This window comes from Pseudomonas sp. S35, assembly GCF_009866765.1.
Taxonomy (GTDB): Bacteria; Pseudomonadota; Gammaproteobacteria; order Pseudomonadales; family Pseudomonadaceae; genus Aquipseudomonas.
Window position 1 is genome coordinate 709,228 of the sequence record NZ_CP019431.1, and the last position, 18,353, is coordinate 727,580.

Annotated in this window: 18 protein-coding genes; 6 read left to right on the plus strand and 12 right to left on the minus strand. The window is 62.1% G+C overall.

The window, feature by feature from the left end; genetic code table 11:
• Positions 1-4: 4 nt before the first annotated feature.
• The 4 genes from PspS35_RS02995 to PspS35_RS03010 all read right to left on the minus strand — a co-directional run bounded on the left by PspS35_RS02995 (position 5) and on the right by PspS35_RS03010 (position 1,734).
• Positions 5-412, minus strand: coding sequence for a DUF2946 domain-containing protein (locus PspS35_RS02995; RefSeq protein ID WP_159932718.1), 408 nt, complete (start codon positions 410-412; stop codon positions 5-7).
• An 11-nt stretch (positions 413-423) separates the two neighbouring features.
• Positions 424-906, minus strand: a complete 483-nt coding sequence (locus tag PspS35_RS03000) for a copper chaperone PCu(A)C (RefSeq protein ID WP_159932719.1) — start codon at positions 904-906, stop codon at positions 424-426.
• 47 nt (positions 907-953) lie between these two features.
• Positions 954-1,349: a DUF2946 domain-containing protein gene (locus PspS35_RS03005; protein WP_159932720.1), complete on the minus strand. Its 396-nt coding sequence runs from the start codon at positions 1,347-1,349 to the stop codon at positions 954-956.
• A 97-nt stretch (positions 1,350-1,446) separates the two neighbouring features.
• On the minus strand, positions 1,447-1,734 hold the full coding sequence (locus PspS35_RS03010) for an addiction module antidote protein (RefSeq protein WP_159932721.1): 288 nt from the start codon (positions 1,732-1,734) through the stop codon (positions 1,447-1,449).
• Between the two features lie 641 nt (positions 1,735-2,375).
• Here PspS35_RS03010 and PspS35_RS03015 point away from each other — a divergent pair.
• Positions 2,376-2,627, plus strand: a complete 252-nt coding sequence (locus PspS35_RS03015) for a DUF6124 family protein (protein WP_159932722.1) — start codon at positions 2,376-2,378, stop codon at positions 2,625-2,627.
• Positions 2,628-2,842: 215 nt separating this feature from the next.
• Here the strand turns inward: PspS35_RS03015 and PspS35_RS03020 are convergent, their stop codons facing one another.
• On the minus strand, positions 2,843-3,562 hold the full coding sequence (locus PspS35_RS03020) for a cobalt-precorrin-6A reductase (RefSeq protein WP_159932723.1): 720 nt from the start codon (positions 3,560-3,562) through the stop codon (positions 2,843-2,845).
• Positions 3,559-4,764 (minus strand): precorrin-6y C5,15-methyltransferase (decarboxylating) subunit CbiE, encoded by a 1,206-nt coding sequence (cbiE, locus tag PspS35_RS03025; protein WP_159932724.1) that lies wholly within the window; start codon positions 4,762-4,764, stop codon positions 3,559-3,561. Before cbiE ends, PspS35_RS03020 begins: the two co-directional genes overlap by 4 nt.
• A gap of 95 nt (positions 4,765-4,859) precedes the next feature.
• On the opposite strand from cbiE, the gene cobG reads away from it, so the two are divergent.
• From cobG to PspS35_RS03050, 5 genes are all read left to right on the plus strand, one after another.
• Positions 4,860-6,149, plus strand: a complete 1,290-nt coding sequence (gene cobG, locus PspS35_RS03030; RefSeq protein ID WP_275113837.1) for a precorrin-3B synthase — start codon at positions 4,860-4,862, stop codon at positions 6,147-6,149.
• Complete coding sequence (locus PspS35_RS03035) at positions 6,142-6,768, plus strand: precorrin-8X methylmutase (protein WP_094949786.1); 627 nt, start codon at positions 6,142-6,144, stop codon at positions 6,766-6,768. Before cobG ends, PspS35_RS03035 begins: the two co-directional genes overlap by 8 nt.
• On the plus strand, positions 6,768-7,499 hold the full coding sequence (locus PspS35_RS03040; protein WP_159932725.1) for a precorrin-2 C(20)-methyltransferase: 732 nt from the start codon (positions 6,768-6,770) through the stop codon (positions 7,497-7,499). Before PspS35_RS03035 ends, PspS35_RS03040 begins: the two co-directional genes overlap by 1 nt.
• Positions 7,499-9,136, plus strand: a complete 1,638-nt coding sequence (gene cobJ / locus PspS35_RS03045; protein WP_159932726.1) for a precorrin-3B C(17)-methyltransferase — start codon at positions 7,499-7,501, stop codon at positions 9,134-9,136. Before PspS35_RS03040 ends, cobJ begins: the two co-directional genes overlap by 1 nt.
• A gap of 224 nt (positions 9,137-9,360) precedes the next feature.
• Positions 9,361-10,140: a hypothetical protein gene (locus PspS35_RS03050; RefSeq protein WP_159932727.1), complete on the plus strand. Its 780-nt coding sequence runs from the start codon at positions 9,361-9,363 to the stop codon at positions 10,138-10,140.
• Here the strand turns inward: PspS35_RS03050 and PspS35_RS03055 are convergent.
• The 6 genes from PspS35_RS03055 to dusB all read right to left on the minus strand — a co-directional run bounded on the left by PspS35_RS03055 (position 10,137) and on the right by dusB (position 18,194).
• Positions 10,137-10,733, minus strand: coding sequence for a MarC family protein (locus PspS35_RS03055; protein ID WP_032890615.1), 597 nt, complete (start codon positions 10,731-10,733; stop codon positions 10,137-10,139). The genes PspS35_RS03050 and PspS35_RS03055 overlap by 4 nt on opposite strands.
• Positions 10,734-10,835: 102 nt before the next feature.
• Positions 10,836-13,607, minus strand: coding sequence for a hybrid sensor histidine kinase/response regulator (locus PspS35_RS03060; protein ID WP_159932728.1), 2,772 nt, complete (start codon positions 13,605-13,607; stop codon positions 10,836-10,838).
• A gap of 102 nt (positions 13,608-13,709) precedes the next feature.
• On the minus strand, positions 13,710-15,002 hold the full coding sequence (purD, locus tag PspS35_RS03065; protein ID WP_159932729.1) for a phosphoribosylamine--glycine ligase: 1,293 nt from the start codon (positions 15,000-15,002) through the stop codon (positions 13,710-13,712).
• Positions 15,003-15,174: 172 nt separating this feature from the next.
• Entirely contained in the window at positions 15,175-16,782 is a 1,608-nt protein-coding gene (gene purH, locus PspS35_RS03070; protein ID WP_159932730.1) for a bifunctional phosphoribosylaminoimidazolecarboxamide formyltransferase/IMP cyclohydrolase, read from the minus strand.
• 81 nt (positions 16,783-16,863) lie between these two features.
• The gene (fis, locus tag PspS35_RS03075) at positions 16,864-17,184 is read right to left on the minus strand and encodes a DNA-binding transcriptional regulator Fis (RefSeq protein ID WP_002555375.1); all 321 of its coding nucleotides are present in this window, start codon (positions 17,182-17,184) and stop codon (positions 16,864-16,866) included.
• Positions 17,181-18,194 (minus strand): tRNA dihydrouridine synthase DusB, encoded by a 1,014-nt coding sequence (gene dusB, locus PspS35_RS03080; protein ID WP_159932731.1) that lies wholly within the window; start codon positions 18,192-18,194, stop codon positions 17,181-17,183. Before dusB ends, fis begins: the two co-directional genes overlap by 4 nt.
• Positions 18,195-18,353 lie beyond the last annotated feature (159 nt).

The following is an 18,353-nucleotide window of genomic DNA, read 5'->3' on the forward strand; positions in this document are numbered from 1 at the left end:
GTGTTTACGAGGCGATGGGCGGCGCACGGCTGCGGGCGCCGGGGAAGATGCTCTGCCGGGCATGGCCCAGGCGCGTGGCCGGGGTGAGGGCGGTGGCCGGCGGTGGGGTGTTGAGGGTGACGTAGGCGACGCTGCCGGGCAGGGCCGGGCAACTGAACAGCAGGTCGCAGTAACCGCACTTGGCCCAGAGCGCGTGATGTTCGTCGGGGGCTTTAGGGTGATGGGATTCGCCATGCTTGCTTGGCATGTCCATAGACATGCTCATCGGCATCGACATGCCGGCGTGATGGTCCATCGGCATCGCTTGGGAAATCAGCGGACCGATAAAGATCATCAGCATGGCGAACAGGCTGATCCAACTGCCGCGCTTCACGCGGTGGTGTGCAGAGAGCCTGGCGCGAGGGGCGCCCATCGGGAGTCGGCCTATTGGGCGTGCTTATGCGCCTGGGTGGCCATAGGCGGCACCTTTTGTACCGAGACTTGCACCTCGACCTTACCGGCGTTTTCGAAGGTCAGGGTCAGTGGGAATTGCTTGCCATCGGCCAGCAGGCTGCGGTCTTTGAGGCCCAGCAGCATCACGTGGTAGGCCATGGGCGCGAAGGTCAGCTCACCCTTGGCCGGTACAGCTACGCTGGGCACTTGCTGCATCTTCATCAGGTCGCCCTGCATCACATGCTCGTGCAGCTCGGCCTTGTCAGCCACCGGCGTGTCGACACTGAGCAGGCGGTCCGCGGTTGCACCGGTGTTATGAATCACAAAATACGCCGCGACCGTGGGCGCATTGGGTGGCAATTCCTGGGACCAGGGATCGCTGACCAGCAGGTCGCCGGCGTTGTAGTCATCGGCATTGGCGGCACTGAACACCGGCAGCAGCAATGCGGCCAGAAGCAGGGAAGATTTGAGCATGGCAGTTCTCCAGAACGGTTCTAAACGCAGTTCACTTGCGAAGGCAATCAGACCGTTGGAGAGGCGCGGGGGTTGAGGCTCGGCCATTGCTGGTGCGGGGTAGGGGGTGCCGTTGATGGTGGCGGCAGGTTCTCGACCGACTCTAACCGCGTGACATACACCTGCGGCACATGCCCTGGCAACGCCACCAACGGCGCCGAGCCGGAGCAACACCAGCAATGCTGCATGGTGGAATGATCATCTTGCTGCGGCGCTGGAATCTCCAGCTGGCCCAGGGCGATGGTCTTGAGGCTGGCGCCATTGGACGAACAGAAACTGCCCCACATCAGCCGCTTGACCGGATCGTCGGTCTGCTGCATCGCACCGGCCATTGGCATGGCAAAGGCATTGAACAGCACTGCAAGGCAGGCGATCCAGGCAATTGCAAAGCGTTGACGGGCCATGGCGGACAATCCGTAGGGTTAAACGATCAGGCGGGTATTTAGCCTGATCGGGGGGGATAAGTAAAAAGCGGCGGTGTGGTTTGGTGTCGCAGCAGGATCATACCGTCGTGGCGTGAAGCTTGAGGCCCAAAGCCTTCATGACTTTCATGATAGTCGCGAACTCGGGATTGCCAGTGCTGGAGAGGGCTTTATATAAGCTTTCGCGTCCGAGGCCGGCGTCGCGAGCAATTTGGGTCATGCCTTGGGCGCGGGCGATATTGTTAAGCGCTGAACGAATCAGCAATCCGTCACCGGCGTCCTCTTCGAAAGAAGCTTCGAGATACTCCGCCATGTCCTCAGGAGTCGTCAGATGCTCGGCTATGTCGAAGTCAGTGAATTCATTCATGAGTTACTCCTTTTTTCAAAGTCTTCTGCAATTTGTTTAGCGCGCTGAATGTCACGTTTCTGCGTTGATTTGTCGCCTCCATTCTAGAAAGTGTTTTGACTTCTTAAATTGAATTATCTTGGATCGTATCCCTTGGGATACAACGTGGCAAGATGCGACGCGCTGCAAAAGCAATGCATCCCCCTCGCGGGCGCTGACGCAAAACCGCGAGGGAGGAGGTTAGTGCGGGTGCTTTTGGCTGAGCCAGCCAGTTGGTTCGGAAGTGTTTGTAGGGGGAATCGACTTTTTGGAGGGGGGCCAAATAGCTAGTCGTTTGGCTGGTTATTCGTACAAGCAGAAATTTCCAACAAGCCTTTGAGGTTGTCCCTAGGACGCTTGATCTCTAGTCTCCGTGCACCGCTACCAACGCAGCGGTCGGGCGTCGCGGCCCGGATTTCTCCAGACGCAAAAGCGTCATAGTCTCCTTTCAGTTGGCGCCTTTTTATCGTCTACTGTGCGGCGCTATGGCGGCTGTGCGCGGGATACCTTCGGGTATGCCGGTGTTCTGGAGAATCGGTCCGCGAACCTGCGTACAGCTGCCACCCTCCATCGCGTCGCGGCGATCAGTGGCAGCTCCTTTTTACTTCTCCGGAGCTTCACAAATGATTAAACCCACCCCAAATCCCCCCGTCCGGCTCTTCACCGTAGCCGACGGATTCAGCACCGAAGACCTGCTGGTCAACCTCAGCGAAACACTCGCCTCGGCCAATGCGCTGAGTTGTGATCTGGCCTTTGATTTGGAAGGCCCGAAACGCGAGGAATTGCTGGGCGTTGCGCAGTTGATTGAGCTGGTGCAGTTGTTGGCTGATCGGGTGCACGATGGTGTCGGGCAGACGACCGCCGCTACCAGCTAATCTCTGTGGTGAGCGGGCTTGTCCCGCGCTGGGCTGCGAAGCGGCCCCAAAACCTTCATCTCTATTGATTCAGGCACTGCGCGTTGACCTTATTGGGGCCGCTGCGCAGCCCGGCGCGGGACAAGCCCGCTCACCACAACTGCCCATGAGCCAGGGATTCAGCATCCACGGGAAGTATCGGGGACAAGCCCCCTCCCACATTTGAACTGCGTTGTTCAGGGCGATTGGATTGCCTGCAAGGCCGCCGCCACCGTGGTGAACTCCCGATCCACCGCCGCCAGCACCGGCCGCTTCAACACCAGCACCGGCACCCCACGCTCGCGCGCCACTTCCAGCTTCGGCTCGGTCGCCGTACTGCCGCTGTTCTTGCTGATCAACACATCAATCCCACGCCGTTCAAACAACACGCGTTCATCTTCAAGCAGAAACGGACCGCGTGCGCCAATCACTTCACAGCGATCATTGCCGGGATACACATCCAGCGCGCGCAACGTCCAGAACTGCTCGGGCGGGATTTCATCGAGGTGCTGCAACGGTTCGCGACCCAAGGTGAACAATGGACGCTTGAAGGGTTTCAACGCCGCAACTAACTCGGCCCAATCACCGACCTCTCGCCAATCGTCACCGGCCTGCGGTTGCCACGCTGGGCGACGCAATGCCCAACACGGCACACCGCTTAACCGTGCAGCCTCGGCGGCATTGCGGCTGATCTGCGCCGCATACGGATGGGTCGCGTCGAGGATCAGGCTGATCTGTTCGTCGCGAACAAACTGCGCCAACCCTTCGGCGCCGCCATAACCGCCGACACGCACCTGGCAGTTGAGATCGGTAGGCACACGCCCCACCCCCGCCAAACTGTAGATATGCTCCGGCCCCAAGGTGCGCGCGATAGCCAACGCTTCGGTCACGCCGCCCAGCAGCAAGATGCGTTTCATAGCGGCTTGACCACTTCCAGCAACGTAATCGGCAATGCCTGCCGCCACGTGTCAAATTCCCCCAACGGCTGCGCCTGGGCCACGTGGATGCGCGTCAGTTCGCCGCCATGTTGAGCGCGCCAGTTCATCAGCGTCATTTCACTTTGCAGGGTCACCGCGTTGGCGACCAACCGGCCACCGGGTCGCAGGTGCTGCCAGCAGGTGTCGAGCACGCCCTCACGGGTGACACCGCCGCCGATAAAAATCGCGTCGGGTGCCGTAAGGCCGTGCAGCGCCTCCGGGGCTTTGCCACGAATCAACTGCAAACCGGGCACGCCGAGGGCGTCGCGGTTGTGTTCGATCAGGCCCTGGCGGCCTTCGTCTGCTTCAATCGCCAAGGCGCGGCAGCTCGGGTGCGCACGCATCCATTCGATTCCGATGGAGCCACTGCCCGCGCCTACGTCCCACAGCAGTTCGCCGGGCATCGGGGCGAGGCGGGCGAGGGTCATGGCGCGGACATCGCGCTTGGTCAGTTGGCCATCGTGTTTGAAGGCTGAATCCGGCAGGCCTGCCAGACGTGACAAACGTGGTGTTTCAAGAGAGGCCAGGCAGTCGATGGCGACCAGATTCAAATCGGCGACCGACGCGTGTTGCCAGTCCTCAGCCAAACCGTCGATGCGCCGCTCATCTGCGCCGCCCAGGTGTTCAAACACGCTCAACCGGCTGGGCCCAAACCCGGCGTCAGTCAACAACGCGGCGATCAACGCCGGGCTGCCCCCGTCATTGCTCAGCACCAATAAGCGCACACCCGTGGCCAGGTGCGCATTGATCGCCGCCACTGGCCGAGCCACCACGGACAGCGTCACCACGTCCTGCAACGGCCAGCCCAGCCGAGCTGCCGCCAACGACACCGATGACGGCGCTGGCAAAATCAGCAGTTCTTCAGCCGCCACCTGTCGCGCCAGGCTGGCGCCCACGCCATAGAACATCGGGTCGCCACTGGCCAGCACACACACCGGCGTGCCGGGCTGCGTCAGCACCGGCTCCAGGGAAAACGGGCTCGGCCACAACTGGCGTTCACCGCGAATACACACCGGCAACAGGTCCAATTGGCGCTGAGCACCTATAATCCGCGTGGCGCGCAACAAGGCATGCCGGGCATTTCTGCCCAGTCCCTTGAAGCCGTCTTCACCGATGCCTACAACCGTCAGCCAGGGCGACATATCAATTCCTTGAACGACATCCGACGGGCAGGCTTTTCATGCCGCCGGACAAAGCAGGCATAATACCGCGCCTTTACCTGTGAACCGGTAGCCCCGTGAACCCAACGACTGCTCTGAATACCTTGCGCCCCTCGGCTTGTCCGGGGTTGCTGCGTATCGTCCAGGCGTTGGATGGCGGCATTTGCCGGATCAAATTGGCCGGCGGTTCGATCACCAGCGCGCAAGCCGACGCGGTGGCCGATGCCGCCCAGGCCTACGCCGGTGGGGTGATCGAGGCGACCAACCGCGCCAACCTGCAAATACGTGGGATCGGCACCGAGCAGGATGCGTTGATCGCCATGCTGCTGGCCGCCGATCTGGGCCCGAGCAACGCCGCCGGTGACGACGTGCGCAACTTGATGCTCAGCCCCAGCGCCGGTATCGACACGCAGATGCTGTTCGACACCCGCCCGTTGGCCGGGCAGATCCTCGCTACTTTGCAAAACCATCCGCGTTTTCATGAACTGTCGGCCAAGTTCGCCGTGCAGTTGGATGGCGGCGAGGATCTGGCGATGCTCGAACATCACCATGACCTGTGGTTGTCAGCGTTCGTGCGCAATGGCCAGACGCTGCTCGCGTTCGGTCTGGCCGGCTGTCCGGGCCTGGATGCGCCGTTGGCCGCCGTGCCCTTGGACCAAGGCCATGCGCTGGTGGTGGCCGTGCTGGAAGCCTTTCTCGACCTCGCCAGCCCAGAACAAACACGCATGCGTCATTTGCCTGTGGATAACTTGCTGAGCCATCTGCGCCTGCCGCTGCTGCCGATCGACGGCTTCAAACGCCCGCCCAGTGGGGCTTCACTGCACCTGGGTACTTATCCACAGCCGCAAAAGAATCAGTTCTATGTTGCCGCCATCGCCCCGTTGGGGCGCCTGGATTCGACGATGCTCAGGGGCGCTGCACAACTGGCCCGCGACTATGGGGACGGCACCTTGCGCTTGACCCCCTGGCAAGGCGTGCTGCTGCCCAGCGTCGAAAAACCTCACGCCGTGACTGAACGTCTGGCGCAACTGGGCTTTCTCTGTTCCATCGACCAACCCCTGGCGCGCCTGACTGCCTGCACCGGTTCCAGTGGCTGTGGCAAAGCCCTGGCCGACACCAAGGCCGACGCCCTGCAACTGGCTGCGCTGCAACCTGACCACGATGTGCACCTGTCCGGTTGCCCACGTTCCTGTGCCGCCGCGCACACCGCCCCTGTCACCTTGCTGGCAGTGAGCCCCGGCCACTACGACCTCTATTTTCGCGATGCAGCCCACCCAGGTTTCGGCCGGCTGCACGCGCGCACTCTTTCCATTGAAGCGGCGGGCGCCCTGTTGCGCGCTCGTCCACGGAGCAACACCGATGATTGATTACATCCGCGACGGTCAGGAGATCTATCGCAACTCCTTCGCCATTATTCGCGCGGAAGCCAAGTTGGACCGCATCCCGGCCGACCTGGAAAAACTCGCGGTACGGGTGATTCATGCCTGCGGCATGGTCGAGGCCATCGACGGCCTGCAATTTTCCGAAGGTGCCGGCAAAGCCGGGCGCGATGCGCTGGCCGCTGGCGCGCCGATTCTGTGTGATGCGCGGATGGTCTCTGAAGGCGTGACCCGTACGCGCCTGCCGGCCAATAACGAAGTGATCTGCACCCTGCGCGACGACAGCGTGCCGGAGCTGGCGCGGGAACTGGGCAACACCCGTTCCGCTGCCGCCCTGGAGCTGTGGCGCCCGCACCTGGAAGGCAGTGTGGTGGTGATCGGCAATGCGCCGACCGCGTTGTTCTACCTGCTGGAAATGCTCGATGCCGGCGCACCGAAACCGGCGTTGATCCTCGGTTTCCCGGTGGGGTTTGTCGGCGCTGCCGAATCCAAGGCGATGCTCGCGGCCGACAGCCGTGGCGTGCCGTTCGTGATCATGCAAGGCCGCCTGGGCGGTAGCGCGATGGCCGCTGCTGCGGTCAATGCACTTGCCACGGAGGTCGAATAATGCCGGCACGTGGACGGTTGATCGGCCTGGGCGTGGGCCCCGGCGACCCGGAACTGATCACCCTCAAGGCCCTGCGCCTGCTGCGCGAGTCGCCGGTGGTGGCGTATTTCGTGGCCAAGGGCAAGAAGGGCAATGCCTTTGGCATCATCGAAGACCACCTGGTGGCACAACAGACCTTGATGCCGCTGGTGTACCCGGTGACCACCGAAGTGTTGCCGGCGCCGCTGTCCTACGAGCAGGTGATCAGCGATTTCTACGACACGGCCAGCCTGGATGTGGCCGCGCACCTCGACGCCGGTCGCGATGTGGCGGTGATCTGCGAGGGTGACCCGTTCTTTTACGGTTCCTATATGTACCTGCACGACCGTCTGGCCGAGCGCTACGAAGCCCAGGTCATCCCGGGCGTGTGCTCGATGCTTGGCGGTGCCTCGGTGCTCGGCGCGCCGTTGGTGTATCGCAACCAGAGCCTGTCGGTGCTGTCCGGCGTGTTGCCGCACGATGACCTCAAGCGCCGCCTGGCGGATGCCGATGCGGCGGTGATCATGAAGCTGGGGCGCAACTTCCCCAAGGTGCGTCAGGTGCTTGAAGAACTGGGGTTGGCCGAGCGCGCGTTGTATGTGGAGCGCGCCACCATGGCCAACCAGAAGATCGTGCCGCTGGATCAGGTCGACCCCTCGTCGTCCCCCTACTTCTCGCTGATCATCGTGCCCGGTGAACGGTGGCAAGGGTGATGCGCCCGGCGATTGTCATCCTCGGCCAGGGCAGCCTGGCGACTGCGCGCAAGATCCAGCAGGTGTACCCCGACGCTGTGATCCACGGTTTGGCCGCTCGGGTTGAAGGCGCGGACCAGCCCTACGCTGAATTCGGCGCGACCCTGCGCCAGCTTTACCAGCAAGGCACACCGCTGATTGTGCTGTGCGCCGCTGGTATCGTGATCCGCACCCTCGCGCCGCTGCTGCTGGAAAAAGGCGAAGAGCCGGCCGTGCTGGCCGTGGCCGAAGACGGCAGCGCCGTGGTGCCGCTGCTCGGTGGCCTGGGCGGTGTAAACGTCATGGCCCGCGAAATCGCGGCCGCACTGCACGTGGCGGCGGCGATCACCACCAGCGGCGAGCTGCGTTTCGGCACCTGCCTGCTCAACCCGCCAAGGGGCTATGAGTTGGCCGACCTGGAGCTGGGCAAGCGCTTTGTGTCCGACCTGCTGGCCGGCGAAAGCGTGCGCATCGAAGGCCTGGCGCCGTGGTTGGACCAAGCGAACCTGCCCCAGGACCAGCAAGCACGCCTGGCGATTCACGTGGGCAGTGCCGAGCGCGTGCCTGCGGCCAATGAGCTGCTGATCTATCCGAAGACCGTGTGTGTGACCTGCAAGCCCGGCGCGGGCTTGGCCGAGCGTGTGCGCGCTGCGCTGCATGAGGCGGGTATCGCCGTGCAATCCCTGGCGTGCCTGTTGGCCAGCGACACGCAGATGGCCGAGGCGTCGCTGCATGAAGCGGCCTTGGCCCTGGCGGTGCCGCTGCGTTTTGCCAGTGTCAGCCAGGATGCCGACATCGTGATTGATGTCGCCGAGCAGCCGTTGGACTTGTCGCACGTTGGCCGCCCGCGTGGTCGTCTCGCCGTGATTGGCCTGGGCCCTGGCGCTGCCGAGTTGATGGTGCCGGCGGTGAAGGCTGAGCTGGCGCGCTGCACCGACGTGCTGGGTTATGAAACCTACGTGCGCATGGCCGGGCCGTTTCGTGACGACCAGGTTCAGCACTGCACCGACAACCGTGAAGAAATGCAGCGCGCGCGCCACGCCTTCGAACTGGCCGCCCAAGGCCGTTCGGTGGTAGTGGTGTCGTCCGGCGACCCAGGCGTGTTCGCCATGGCGGCGGCGGTGATCGAGGCATTGCACGAGTCCAGCGACCCGGCCTGGCATCAGGTCGACCTGCAGATCCTGCCCGGTGTTTCGGCCTCCCTGGCCACTGCTGCCCAGGCCGGTGCGCCGTTGGGGCACGACTTCTGTGTGATGTCGCTGTCGGACAACCTCAAGCCGTGGTCGATCATCGAAAAGCGCCTGGACCTTGCCTCCCAGGCCGACCTGGCCCTGGCGTTCTACAACCCGATTTCGCGCTCGCGGCCGTGGCAGTTGGGCCGTGCGCTGGAAATCGTCGCGTTGCATCGCACGCCTGAAACACCGGTGGTGCTGGGCCGCGATATCGGCCGCCCGGGCCAGACCCTGCGCGTCACCACGCTGGGTCAACTGACCCCGGAGCAGGTGGATATGCGCACGATGGTGCTGATCGGCTCGTCCACCACCTGCACATTCCCCCGTGCCGGTGGCGGTGAGTGGGTGTATACGCCGCGTTGGTACGGCGACAAACCCGCCTCCTGAGGCTGCATGAAAGCTCCGATTAGCTGTGGGTAATTACCGGCGGCTATTCGGAGTTTTTTTCGTTCTCTATCGATGAAAACCAGAACGGCTGCCGATGTTCCCCGCGATTGCTGGGCGGCGTGTTCCGGGGTGCCCCTGCCAGCTAACGTTGTCGCCTGGAAAGCCCGCCTGGCAGTGGACTAGTGTGCAAGTAAGCCCATGTGGGGTGCTTGTGGAGAATTGAAATGGAGCGACATCACAGAAGGATCAACAGTAAGGGAAGGCGCAAGTTGATTGCCGCCTACGCGTTGCCGAAAACGCCCGGTGCGCTGTCCGTTTTACCGCAGGACACCGAGGAGGATTGCAACGCGGCGGTGGTCAACAACAGCGTGATTTCATTTGCTGAAGGCCTGTCGGGTTTGAACCGGGAGTACATCCGCAAAAGCTATCTGTTGGCCAGCAGCTACGTCAGCGATGTATTGAACATCCAGCGAGGCAGTGAGGCCTGGTACGACGAATTTATCAAGGTGATGATCAGCCTGGGGTGGCTGCCGGTGCGCAGTCGTTTTGAACGGGTTTCTTACTCCGGCAAAGGCCTGACAGTGCAATTGGCGGCGCTGAATTTCATCGCTGCGCTGCTGGCGTCGACGTCATTGTCCGGGCCGCTGCTCACTGCGCTGCCTAAACTGGCCGCCGATGCGCTGGAAGCCTTGAAGCAGCAACCCGGGTGTTTCGAGCTGTTCAAGCGCAACAGCACGGTGCACCAGGGGGGGGATTTCGGCCTGGCGTCCTGTGCCGAAACGGACGGCGAGTTGATGATGGTGCTGGTGACCTACAGCACCCACGGCGAGAGCAAGCAGGTGGGGGTGCCGTTCCTGGAGTGGGACTGCTCCTCGGCCGAGGCGTTCAGTGGGCAGACCTGCATGGTGTTGAATACCTCGGTGGTCAATGAAACAACCCTGCAACTGATGCGTGAGAGCGCGGGCGACAAGGTGCAGTTGGCGATCGCCAAGTACCGCATCTAAGGCACCAGATACCCGCGCACACCGGTAAAGATGATTTGCGCGGCGAGTGCGCAGACGAACAGGCCCATTAACCGGCTGACTATCTGCAAGCCTTGGTCACCGAGAATGCGCTCGATACGGTTGGAGAGGTAAAGCACGACGCCAACCGTAAAACTGGCCAGGGCGATGCTGAGGATGGCAGTAATCTTGTCATCCCAGTGCGGCTGGCTCACGCCCATCACCAGCAAGGCGCCGATGGTGCCGGGGCCGACGGTGAGGGGGATGGTCAGCGGCACGATGGTCACGTCCTGCTGCACGTTGTCGGTCTGTACGGCCGACTTGCCCTGGGCCATGCCCAGGGCCGAGATAAACAGCACGCTGCCGGCGCCGATGCGGAACGCATCCACGGTGATGCCGAACACACTGAAAATCACTCGGCCGAACAGGTAGAGCAACACGCTTGATACTAGGGTCGCCAGCGCGACCTTCCAGGCCAGGCGCCGCCGTTCTTTGCTGGAGTAGCCACGGGTCAGGCTGATAAAGCAGGACAGCACGAAGAACGGGCTGTAGAGCACCAGCATTTTCAGGTAGACGCTGAATAACACGTGGAGCATGGGGGCGGGCTCGCGGGCGGGGGAAGTGTCGAGAGTCTAACAGGCGCCAGGGATCAGATGTGGAGGGGGTTTGCCCCTACCCACATGGGATCGTATTTGAGGTCAGGAAGGCGCGTGCTCCGGGCGCTGCTGACGCTGCGCGACCCAGAATTCCACCAGCTCCCGCAACTGCGACAACTCCACCGGCTTGGCCATGTGCCCGTCCATCCCGGCCTGGCGCGCGCGTTCTTTGTGTTCCGAAAGGATGTGCGCCGTGAGCGCCACTACCGGAGTGCGAATGCGCTGGTGGCTGACTTCCCATGCGCGCAGTTGCTGAGTGGCCGAGAAGCCATCAAGGATCGGCATTTCACAGTCCATCAACACCAAATCGTAGCGCTGGGCTTTCATCGCCTCCAGCGCTTCTTCGCCGTTGCTGGCGGTGTCCGGGTTGAGGTTGAGCTTGCCGAGCATGCCGCGAATCACTTTGGTGGAGATGCTGTTGTCTTCAGCCACCAGGATCTTGAAATCGCTCGGCACGATCACCGCCGCCGGGGTGTTCAGGACTGCGCGTGGTTGCACGCCACCTTTGCTGCGTTGGGTCAACTCATCGGCCAAGGTGGTCTTGAGGGTATAACCGGCCACTGGCTTGGCGAGGATGCGTTTGATCCCGCAGTTGCGCGCAATGATCTTGCTCGGCGCATTGCTGATGCCGGTGAGCATGATCAGTAGGATGTCGTGGTTCAGGCTCGGGTCTTCCTTGATCTTCGCTGCCAGTTGCATGCCGGTCATGCCGGGCATGTTCTGGTCCAGCAGCACCACGTCGAAGTAATCACGCAGGTGCGCCTTGGTGCGCAGCAACGCCAAGGCCTCCTTGCCCGATGGCACTGCGCTGACGTTCAGGCCCCAGGCGGTGCACTGCTGCACCAGCACTTTGCGGCAGGTGTCGTTGTCGTCGACCACCAGCACGCGGGCGCCCTTGAGCGGGCCGTCGAGGTCGGAGGTGGGGTGTTCCAGGCGTTCAGGGTCCAGTGGTAGCGTCAGCCACAGGGTACTGCCCTGGTGGCTGCCGCTTTTGATACCGAACTCGCCGCTCATCAACAGGATCAGTTGGCGTGCGATGACCAGGCCCAGGTGGCCGCTCAAACGGGTGGCCGAGAGGAAGTTCTTGCTGTGCAGCTCACTGTGCAGCAGGGCGTCGCGTTCGGCGGCTTCCATCGGCAGGCCGCTGTCTTGTACCGCAATGCGCAGGCGCGGCTTGGTGCTGCGGTCGTCCAGGGCGACCACGATCAGCACTTCGCCTTCATCGGTTTTTTGCAAGGCGTTTTCCAGCAGGCTCAACAGCGCTTGGCGCAGGCGCGTCGGGTCCCCGCTGATGACGCGTGGCACTTGGGGCTGGATAAAACTGATCAGCTCGACGTTTTGCTGCTCGGCCTTTGCGCGGAAGATGCTCAGGCAGTCTTCGATCAGGGCGTTGAGGTCGAATTGCACGTCATCAAGCTCGATCTGGCCGGATTCAAGCTTGGAGATGTCGAGGATTTCGTTGATCAGCGTCAGCAGTTCGTTGCCGGCGCTGTGGATGGTCTGCACATAGTCGCGCTGCTTCACCGACAGCGGCGTGCCCAGCAGCAACTCGGTCATGCCTAGCACGCCGTTCATGGGGGTGCGGATTTCGTGGCTGATCTTGGCCAGGAACTCGGCCTTGGCGGCGATTTCGGCGTTGCTGGCGGCCAGGTCGCGGCTGAGGCTGAAGCGGGCCTCGACAATCGCGCGCTGGCGCTCACCCAGCGCCAGGCTCATCAACAGGCCACTGAGGCAGATGAACGCCAGCAGCGTGATGATCAAACCCTGGGGCGACACCATCGTCAGGCCCAGCAGCGCGGGGAGGATGATCAGCGTGCCGATGTTGAACACCACCATGCCCGCCACGAACAGGCGCGCCGGGCGGTAGCCTTTCTGCCAGTGATACGCCGAGACAAACAGCATGCTCAGGCCCGCCAGGGCCACCAGGGCATAGGTGATGATGTTCAGCGGCAGGGTGTTGACGAACAACAGCAGCAGGCCGCACAGCACGATAAACAGGATATCGGCCATCAGCAGCTTGTTCAGCGAGTGCGGGCCCAGGGGCATAAAGAAGCGGTAGGCAAACATCAGCCCGCAGGGTGCCGTCAGCAGCAGGGCCAGGTAGGCGCCAGGCGTCTGGATCGCGTGCCAGTTCGGCAGCCACGGGCCCACCAGGTTGAGTAGCAGCGCCAGGCTGAGCATCAGCAGGATCTCGCAGGCCGCCAGCCACAGGCTGCTGCGTGAGCGGTGATAAGCAAAGCGCGAGACGTTGTGCAGGATCAACATCAGCAGGCAGCCGAACAGCAGGCCGTAGATCAGCGTCTGGGTCTGGTCGGCGGCGGCCAGCACGGCGGGTTCCAGGGTGATATAGGGGCGCAGTTCGTGCTCTGAGACCAGGCGCAGGTAGACCTCAAGGGGTTTCTGGCTCTGGGGCAGCGGCAGCATGAAGTCACTGCTGGGCAGCGGGCGTTCAGCCTGGGGCTGGCGGGTGCCGGTGCTCTGTTGTTCCACCAGCGAGTCGCCGTCCAGTACATAAAGGCTCAGGTGCGACAGGTCTGGGGCGAATACCCGCAGCACTTGCTCGTGCTTGCCGGGTTGCAGCTTGAAACGTACCCACAACGCACCGTCCGGCTGCGCGGCGGTAATGCGGTCCAGTTCGATGGGGCTAAATTGATTGGTGTAGCGCGAGGAGCGGATGTCGCTCAGTTGCAGGTCGGCCTGGTCATCAAGCAATACTGCCCAGCCACTGCCTTGCGCGGCGGCCTGGGCCGGGAACAGGCAGAGCAGCGTCAGCAGACTGACAGTGAAACCTATGGCGATCCTGAGCCAGCGCACGGCGAAATCCCTTCGTAGGTTGATGCACGGTTAACTATGCGCGGGGAAGCCTGTAGACGGCAAGGGCCAGAGGCCCTTACCTAGCCGAACGGATAGCTATTGTTACTGGTTTTCGCCACGTTCACGGGCGATGGCGCGGTAGCCGATGTCCGTGCGGTAGAAGCAACCTTTCCAGTCGATTTTCTTGGCCAGCTTGTAGGCCTGTTGCTGCGCCGCGTCGACACTGGCACCCATTGCGGTGGCGCACAGGACACGGCCACCGGCGGTCACGACGTTGCCGTCCTTGAGCGCGGTACCCGCATGGAACACCTTGCCTTCCAGCATTGCCGCCGCATCCAGGCCTTCAATCACGTCGCCCTTGGCGTAGTCGGCAGGGTAGCCGCCGGCCGCCAGCACAATACCGACGCTCGGGCGTGGATCCCATTGCGCTTCAACCTTGTCCAGGGCCTGGGCCAGGGCAGCTTCCACCAACAGCACCAGGCTCGATTGCAGGCGCAGCATCACCGGTTGGGTTTCCGGATCGCCGAAGCGGCAGTTGAATTCGATGACTTTCGGGTTGCCGGCTTTGTCGATCATCAGACCGGCATAGAGGAAACCGGTGTACACATTGCCTTCGTCGGCCATGCCGCGCACGGTCGGCCAGATCACCAGGTCCATGACGCGCTTGTGCACTTCGCTGGTGACGACCGGGGCAGGGGAGTATGCACCCATGCCGCCGGTGTTCGGCCCAGTGTCGGCGTCGCCGACGCGTTTATGGTCCTGGCTGGTGGCCATCGGCAGTACGTTCTTGCCGTCGACCATCACGATGAAGCTGGCTTCTTCGCCGTCGAGGAACTCTTCGATCACCACACGCGAGCCTGCATCACCAAAGGCATTGCCGGCGAGCATGTCGCGCACGGCGTCTTCGGCTTCCTGCAGGGTCATCGCCACGATCACGCCTTTACCGGCGGCCAGGCCATCGGCCTTGATCACGATCGGTGCACCTTTTTCACGCAGGTAAGCCAGGGCTGGCTCGATCTCGGTGAAGTTCTGGTAGTCGGCGGTCGGGATCTTGTGGCGTGCCAGGAAATCCTTGGTGAAGGCCTTGGAGCCTTCCAACTGGGCAGCGCCGGCGGTAGGGCCGAAGCAGTCCAGGCCACGGCTGCGGAACAGGTCCACAACGCCGGCTACCAGAGGCACTTCCGGACCGACGATGGTCAGGGAGACGTTCTTTTCAGCAAAGTCGGCCAGTTGCTCGAGGGCCAGCACGTCGATGGCGACGTTCTCGCACTTGGCTTCAATGGCGGTACCGGCGTTGCCGGGGGCTACGAAGACTTTCTGGACGCGCGGGTCCTGGGCAACTTTCCAGGCCAAGGCGTGTTCGCGGCCACCGCTGCCAATGATCAAAACATTCATTTCAAAAACCTCAAATTCTGTAGGCGCCGCTGGAGCGCTTTTAAATGTGGGAGGGCTTTTGTGGTGAGGGGGCTTGCCCCCCCGCTGGGTTCACTGGAGATCCAGTGAGGCTGCTGCGCAGCTCAGCGCGGGGCAAGCCCGCTCACCACAAAAAGCCCCTCCCACATTTGGATCAGTGACGGAAGTGGCGCATGCCGGTGAAGACCATGGCAATGCCGGCTTCATCAGCCGCTGCAATCACCTCGGCATCACGCATCGAGCCGCCTGGTTGGATCACGGCAGTCACGCCCGCTTTCGCAGCGTTGTCCAGGCCGTCGCGGAACGGGAAGAACGCATCGGAAGCCATCACCGAACCCACTACCTGCAAACCGGCGTGTTCAGCCTTGATCGCGGCGATACGTGCCGAGTTCACGCGGCTCATCTGGCCTGCGCCGACACCGATGGTCTGGCGGTTCTTGGCGTAGACGATGGCGTTGGATTTAACGTACTTGGCCACTTTCCAGGCGAAGATCAGGTCGTTGATCTCTTGCTCGGTCGGGGCACGCTTGGTCACGACTTTCAAGTCGTCGCTGCCGATCATGCCGATGTCGCGGCTCTGTACCAGCAAGCCGCCGTTGACGCGCTTGTAGTCCCAGGCAGCAGCGCGGTCAGCCGACCATTCGCCGCAGGCCAGCAGGCGCACATTGGCCTTGGCCGCAACGATGGCGCGGGCTTCTTCGCTTACGCTCGGAGCAATGATCACTTCAACGAACTGACGCTCGACGATCGCCTTGGCGGTCTCGGCGTCCAGTTCGCGGTTGAACGCAATGATGCCGCCGAACGCCGACTCGGTGTCGGTGGCGTAGGCCAGTTCGTAGGCCTGGCGAATGCCGCCTTGCGCATCGGGGCTCACGGCCACGCCGCACGGGTTGGCGTGCTTGACGATCACGCAGGCCGGCTTGACGAAGCTCTTGACGCACTCCAGCGCGGCGTCGGTGTCGGCCACGTTGTTGTAGGACAGCTCTTTGCCTTGCAGCTGGGTTGCGGTGGCGATACCGACTTCGGCTGGCTTGGCTTCCACGTAGAACGCCGCGCTCTGGTGCGGGTTCTCGCCGTAGCGCATTTCCTGGGCCTTGATGAACTGGCTGTTGAAGGTGCGCGGGAACTGGCTGCGGCCTTCAGTGCTGAGGGTTTCAGCCGCCTGGTTCACGGTGCCCATGTAGTTGGCGATCATGCCATCGTAGGCGGCGGTGTGTTCGAAGGCCTTGAGCATCAGGTCGAAACGCTGGGCGTAGGTCAGGCCGCCGGCTTTCAGGCTTTCGAGCACCTGGGCGTAGTCGCTGGCGTTGACCACGATGGCCACGTCTTTGTGGTTCTTGGCTGCCGAGCGAACCATGGTCGGGCCGCCGATATCGATGTTTTCGATGGCGGTGGGCAGGTCGCAGCCTGGCTTGTTGATGGTGGCTTCGAACGGATAGAGGTTAACGGCGACCAGGTCGATCGGCTTGATGCCGTGCTCGGTCATGATGGCGTCGTCGATGCCGCGACGGCCGAGGATGCCGCCGTGGATTTTCGGGTGCAGGGTCTTGACCCGACCGTCCATCATTTCTGCGAAACCGGTGTAGTCCGCCACTTCTACTGCGGCCACGCCGTTGTCCTGCAGCAGTTTGAAGGTCCCGCCCGTGGAGAGGATTTCCACGCCCAGGGCTTCGAGCTCCCGGGCAAATTCGAGGATGCCGGTCTTGTCGGAAACGCTGATCAAGGCGCGGCGGATCGGCAGGCGGGTAGTCTGGTCGGTCATTTCAATTTCCATCAAAAGCAAAGGAGTCAGCAAAAAAGGCGACCGGTTTTACGCGGGCGCCTTTCTGGTTTGATTGAATGCTTACAGCAAATCGTATTGTTTGAGCTTTTTGCGCAACGTGCCACGGTTGAGGCCGAGCAGCTCACTGGCTTTGGTCTGGTTGCCCTTGACGTAGTTCATCACGCTTTCGAGCAGGGGCGCCTCGACTTCGGAGAGCACCAGGTTGTACACGTCCGTGACGGAAGCGCCCTCAAGGTGGGCGAAATAATTGTGCAGCGCCTTCTCGACACTCCCGCGAAGGGTCTGGCCTTCTTCGCTCGGCGTGTTGAGGTGCTGTTTCAAATTGACGTTGTCGCTCACGGGTGTTGTTCCACTCACTAAAGTCTCGGTCATCATCGTCATGCGGCCACCCCTTCTCCGTCCCCTGCTCTCAGGCTCTTGTCTCGTTCGGCAAAGAACTCACGAACGGCGGTGACCTGTGCTTGCGTTTCATCCAAACGATTGAACCCGGCGCGAAACTCCCTGGCGCCCGGCAGGGTTGCGAGATACCAACCCACATGCTTGCGAGCAATGCGCACGCCCATCACGTCTCCATAGAAGGTGTGAAGGGCAGCCAGATGCTCTAGCAGAATACGTTCCACCTCGACCAGCTCCGGTGCCGGCATGACTTCGCCGGTACGCAGGAAATGCTCGATCTCACGAAAAATCCACGGCCGCCCCTGGGCGGCTCGGCCAATCAACAAACCATCGGCGCCGGTTGCGTGCAGCACGCGCCGGGCTTTCTCGGCTGAGTCGATATCGCCATTGGCAAACACGGGCATCGACACCGCCTGCTTGATAGCGGCGATGGTGTCGTACTCGGCTTCACCGGTGTACAGATCGGCGCGGGTGCGGCCATGCACCGCCAGCGCTGTAATGCCTGCCTGTTCGGCGATCTTCGCCACCGTCAGGCCGTTTTTGTTGTCCCGGTCCCAGCCGGTGCGAATCTTCAGGGTCACCGGCACATCCACTGCGGCGACAACGGCCTGCAGGATCTCGGCAACCAACTGCTCATCCTTCAACAGGGCGGAACCGGCGGCCTTGTTGCAGACCTTCTTGGCCGGGCAACCCATGTTGATGTCGATGATCTGTGCGCCCAGCTCCACGTTGGCTCGGGCCGCATCCGCCAGCATTTGCGCATCACCGCCGGCGATCTGTACCGAGCGGGGCTCGGGATCACCTTCGTGGATCATGCGCATCCGCGATTTGCGGGTGTTCCACAAGCTCATGTCGCTGGTGACCATTTCCGAGACTACAAGACCCGCGCCCAAACGTTTGCACAGCTGACGAAAGGGCTGGTCGGTGACGCCCGCCATTGGGGCGAGAATCAAGCCGTTCTGCAATGTATATGGGCCGATGCGTACCGCCGACATAGGACTTCCCTGTTGTGGGGCCGGATCATTAGAGTTCGAAAAAGGGTTGGCATGATACCCGCTCTCGATGACTGGATAAAGGCTGAATTGGATAAAATCTGAACAGTTATTTCTTTATCGCCGCCGGTTTGGTTGTACGGCGTGAAGTCAAAAAAACAT

Coding starts and splice junctions, on each gene's coding strand:
- PspS35_RS03000 (WP_159932719.1), bottom strand. CDS start 906: ATGCTCAAATCTTCCCTGCTTCTGGCCGCATTGCTGCTGCCGGTGTTC.
- PspS35_RS03055 (WP_032890615.1), bottom strand. CDS start 10,733: ATGCTCCACGTGTTATTCAGCGTCTACCTGAAAATGCTGGTGCTCTAC.
- dusB (WP_159932731.1), bottom strand. CDS start 18,194: ATGTCGGCGGTACGCATCGGCCCATATACATTGCAGAACGGCTTGATT.
- PspS35_RS02995 (WP_159932718.1), bottom strand. CDS start 412: ATGGGCGCCCCTCGCGCCAGGCTCTCTGCACACCACCGCGTGAAGCGC.
- PspS35_RS03040 (WP_159932725.1), top strand. CDS start 6,768: ATGCCGGCACGTGGACGGTTGATCGGCCTGGGCGTGGGCCCCGGCGAC.
- PspS35_RS03050 (WP_159932727.1), top strand. CDS start 9,361: ATGGAGCGACATCACAGAAGGATCAACAGTAAGGGAAGGCGCAAGTTG.
- PspS35_RS03035 (WP_094949786.1), top strand. CDS start 6,142: ATGATTGATTACATCCGCGACGGTCAGGAGATCTATCGCAACTCCTTC.
- fis (WP_002555375.1), bottom strand. CDS start 17,184: ATGACGATGATGACCGAGACTTTAGTGAGTGGAACAACACCCGTGAGC.
- cbiE (WP_159932724.1), bottom strand. CDS start 4,764: ATGTCGCCCTGGCTGACGGTTGTAGGCATCGGTGAAGACGGCTTCAAG.
- PspS35_RS03010 (WP_159932721.1), bottom strand. CDS start 1,734: ATGAATGAATTCACTGACTTCGACATAGCCGAGCATCTGACGACTCCT.
- PspS35_RS03020 (WP_159932723.1), bottom strand. CDS start 3,562: ATGAAACGCATCTTGCTGCTGGGCGGCGTGACCGAAGCGTTGGCTATC.
- purH (WP_159932730.1), bottom strand. CDS start 16,782: ATGACCGACCAGACTACCCGCCTGCCGATCCGCCGCGCCTTGATCAGC.
- cobJ (WP_159932726.1), top strand. CDS start 7,499: ATGCGCCCGGCGATTGTCATCCTCGGCCAGGGCAGCCTGGCGACTGCG.
- PspS35_RS03005 (WP_159932720.1), bottom strand. CDS start 1,349: ATGGCCCGTCAACGCTTTGCAATTGCCTGGATCGCCTGCCTTGCAGTG.
- purD (WP_159932729.1), bottom strand. CDS start 15,002: ATGAATGTTTTGATCATTGGCAGCGGTGGCCGCGAACACGCCTTGGCC.
- PspS35_RS03015 (WP_159932722.1), top strand. CDS start 2,376: ATGATTAAACCCACCCCAAATCCCCCCGTCCGGCTCTTCACCGTAGCC.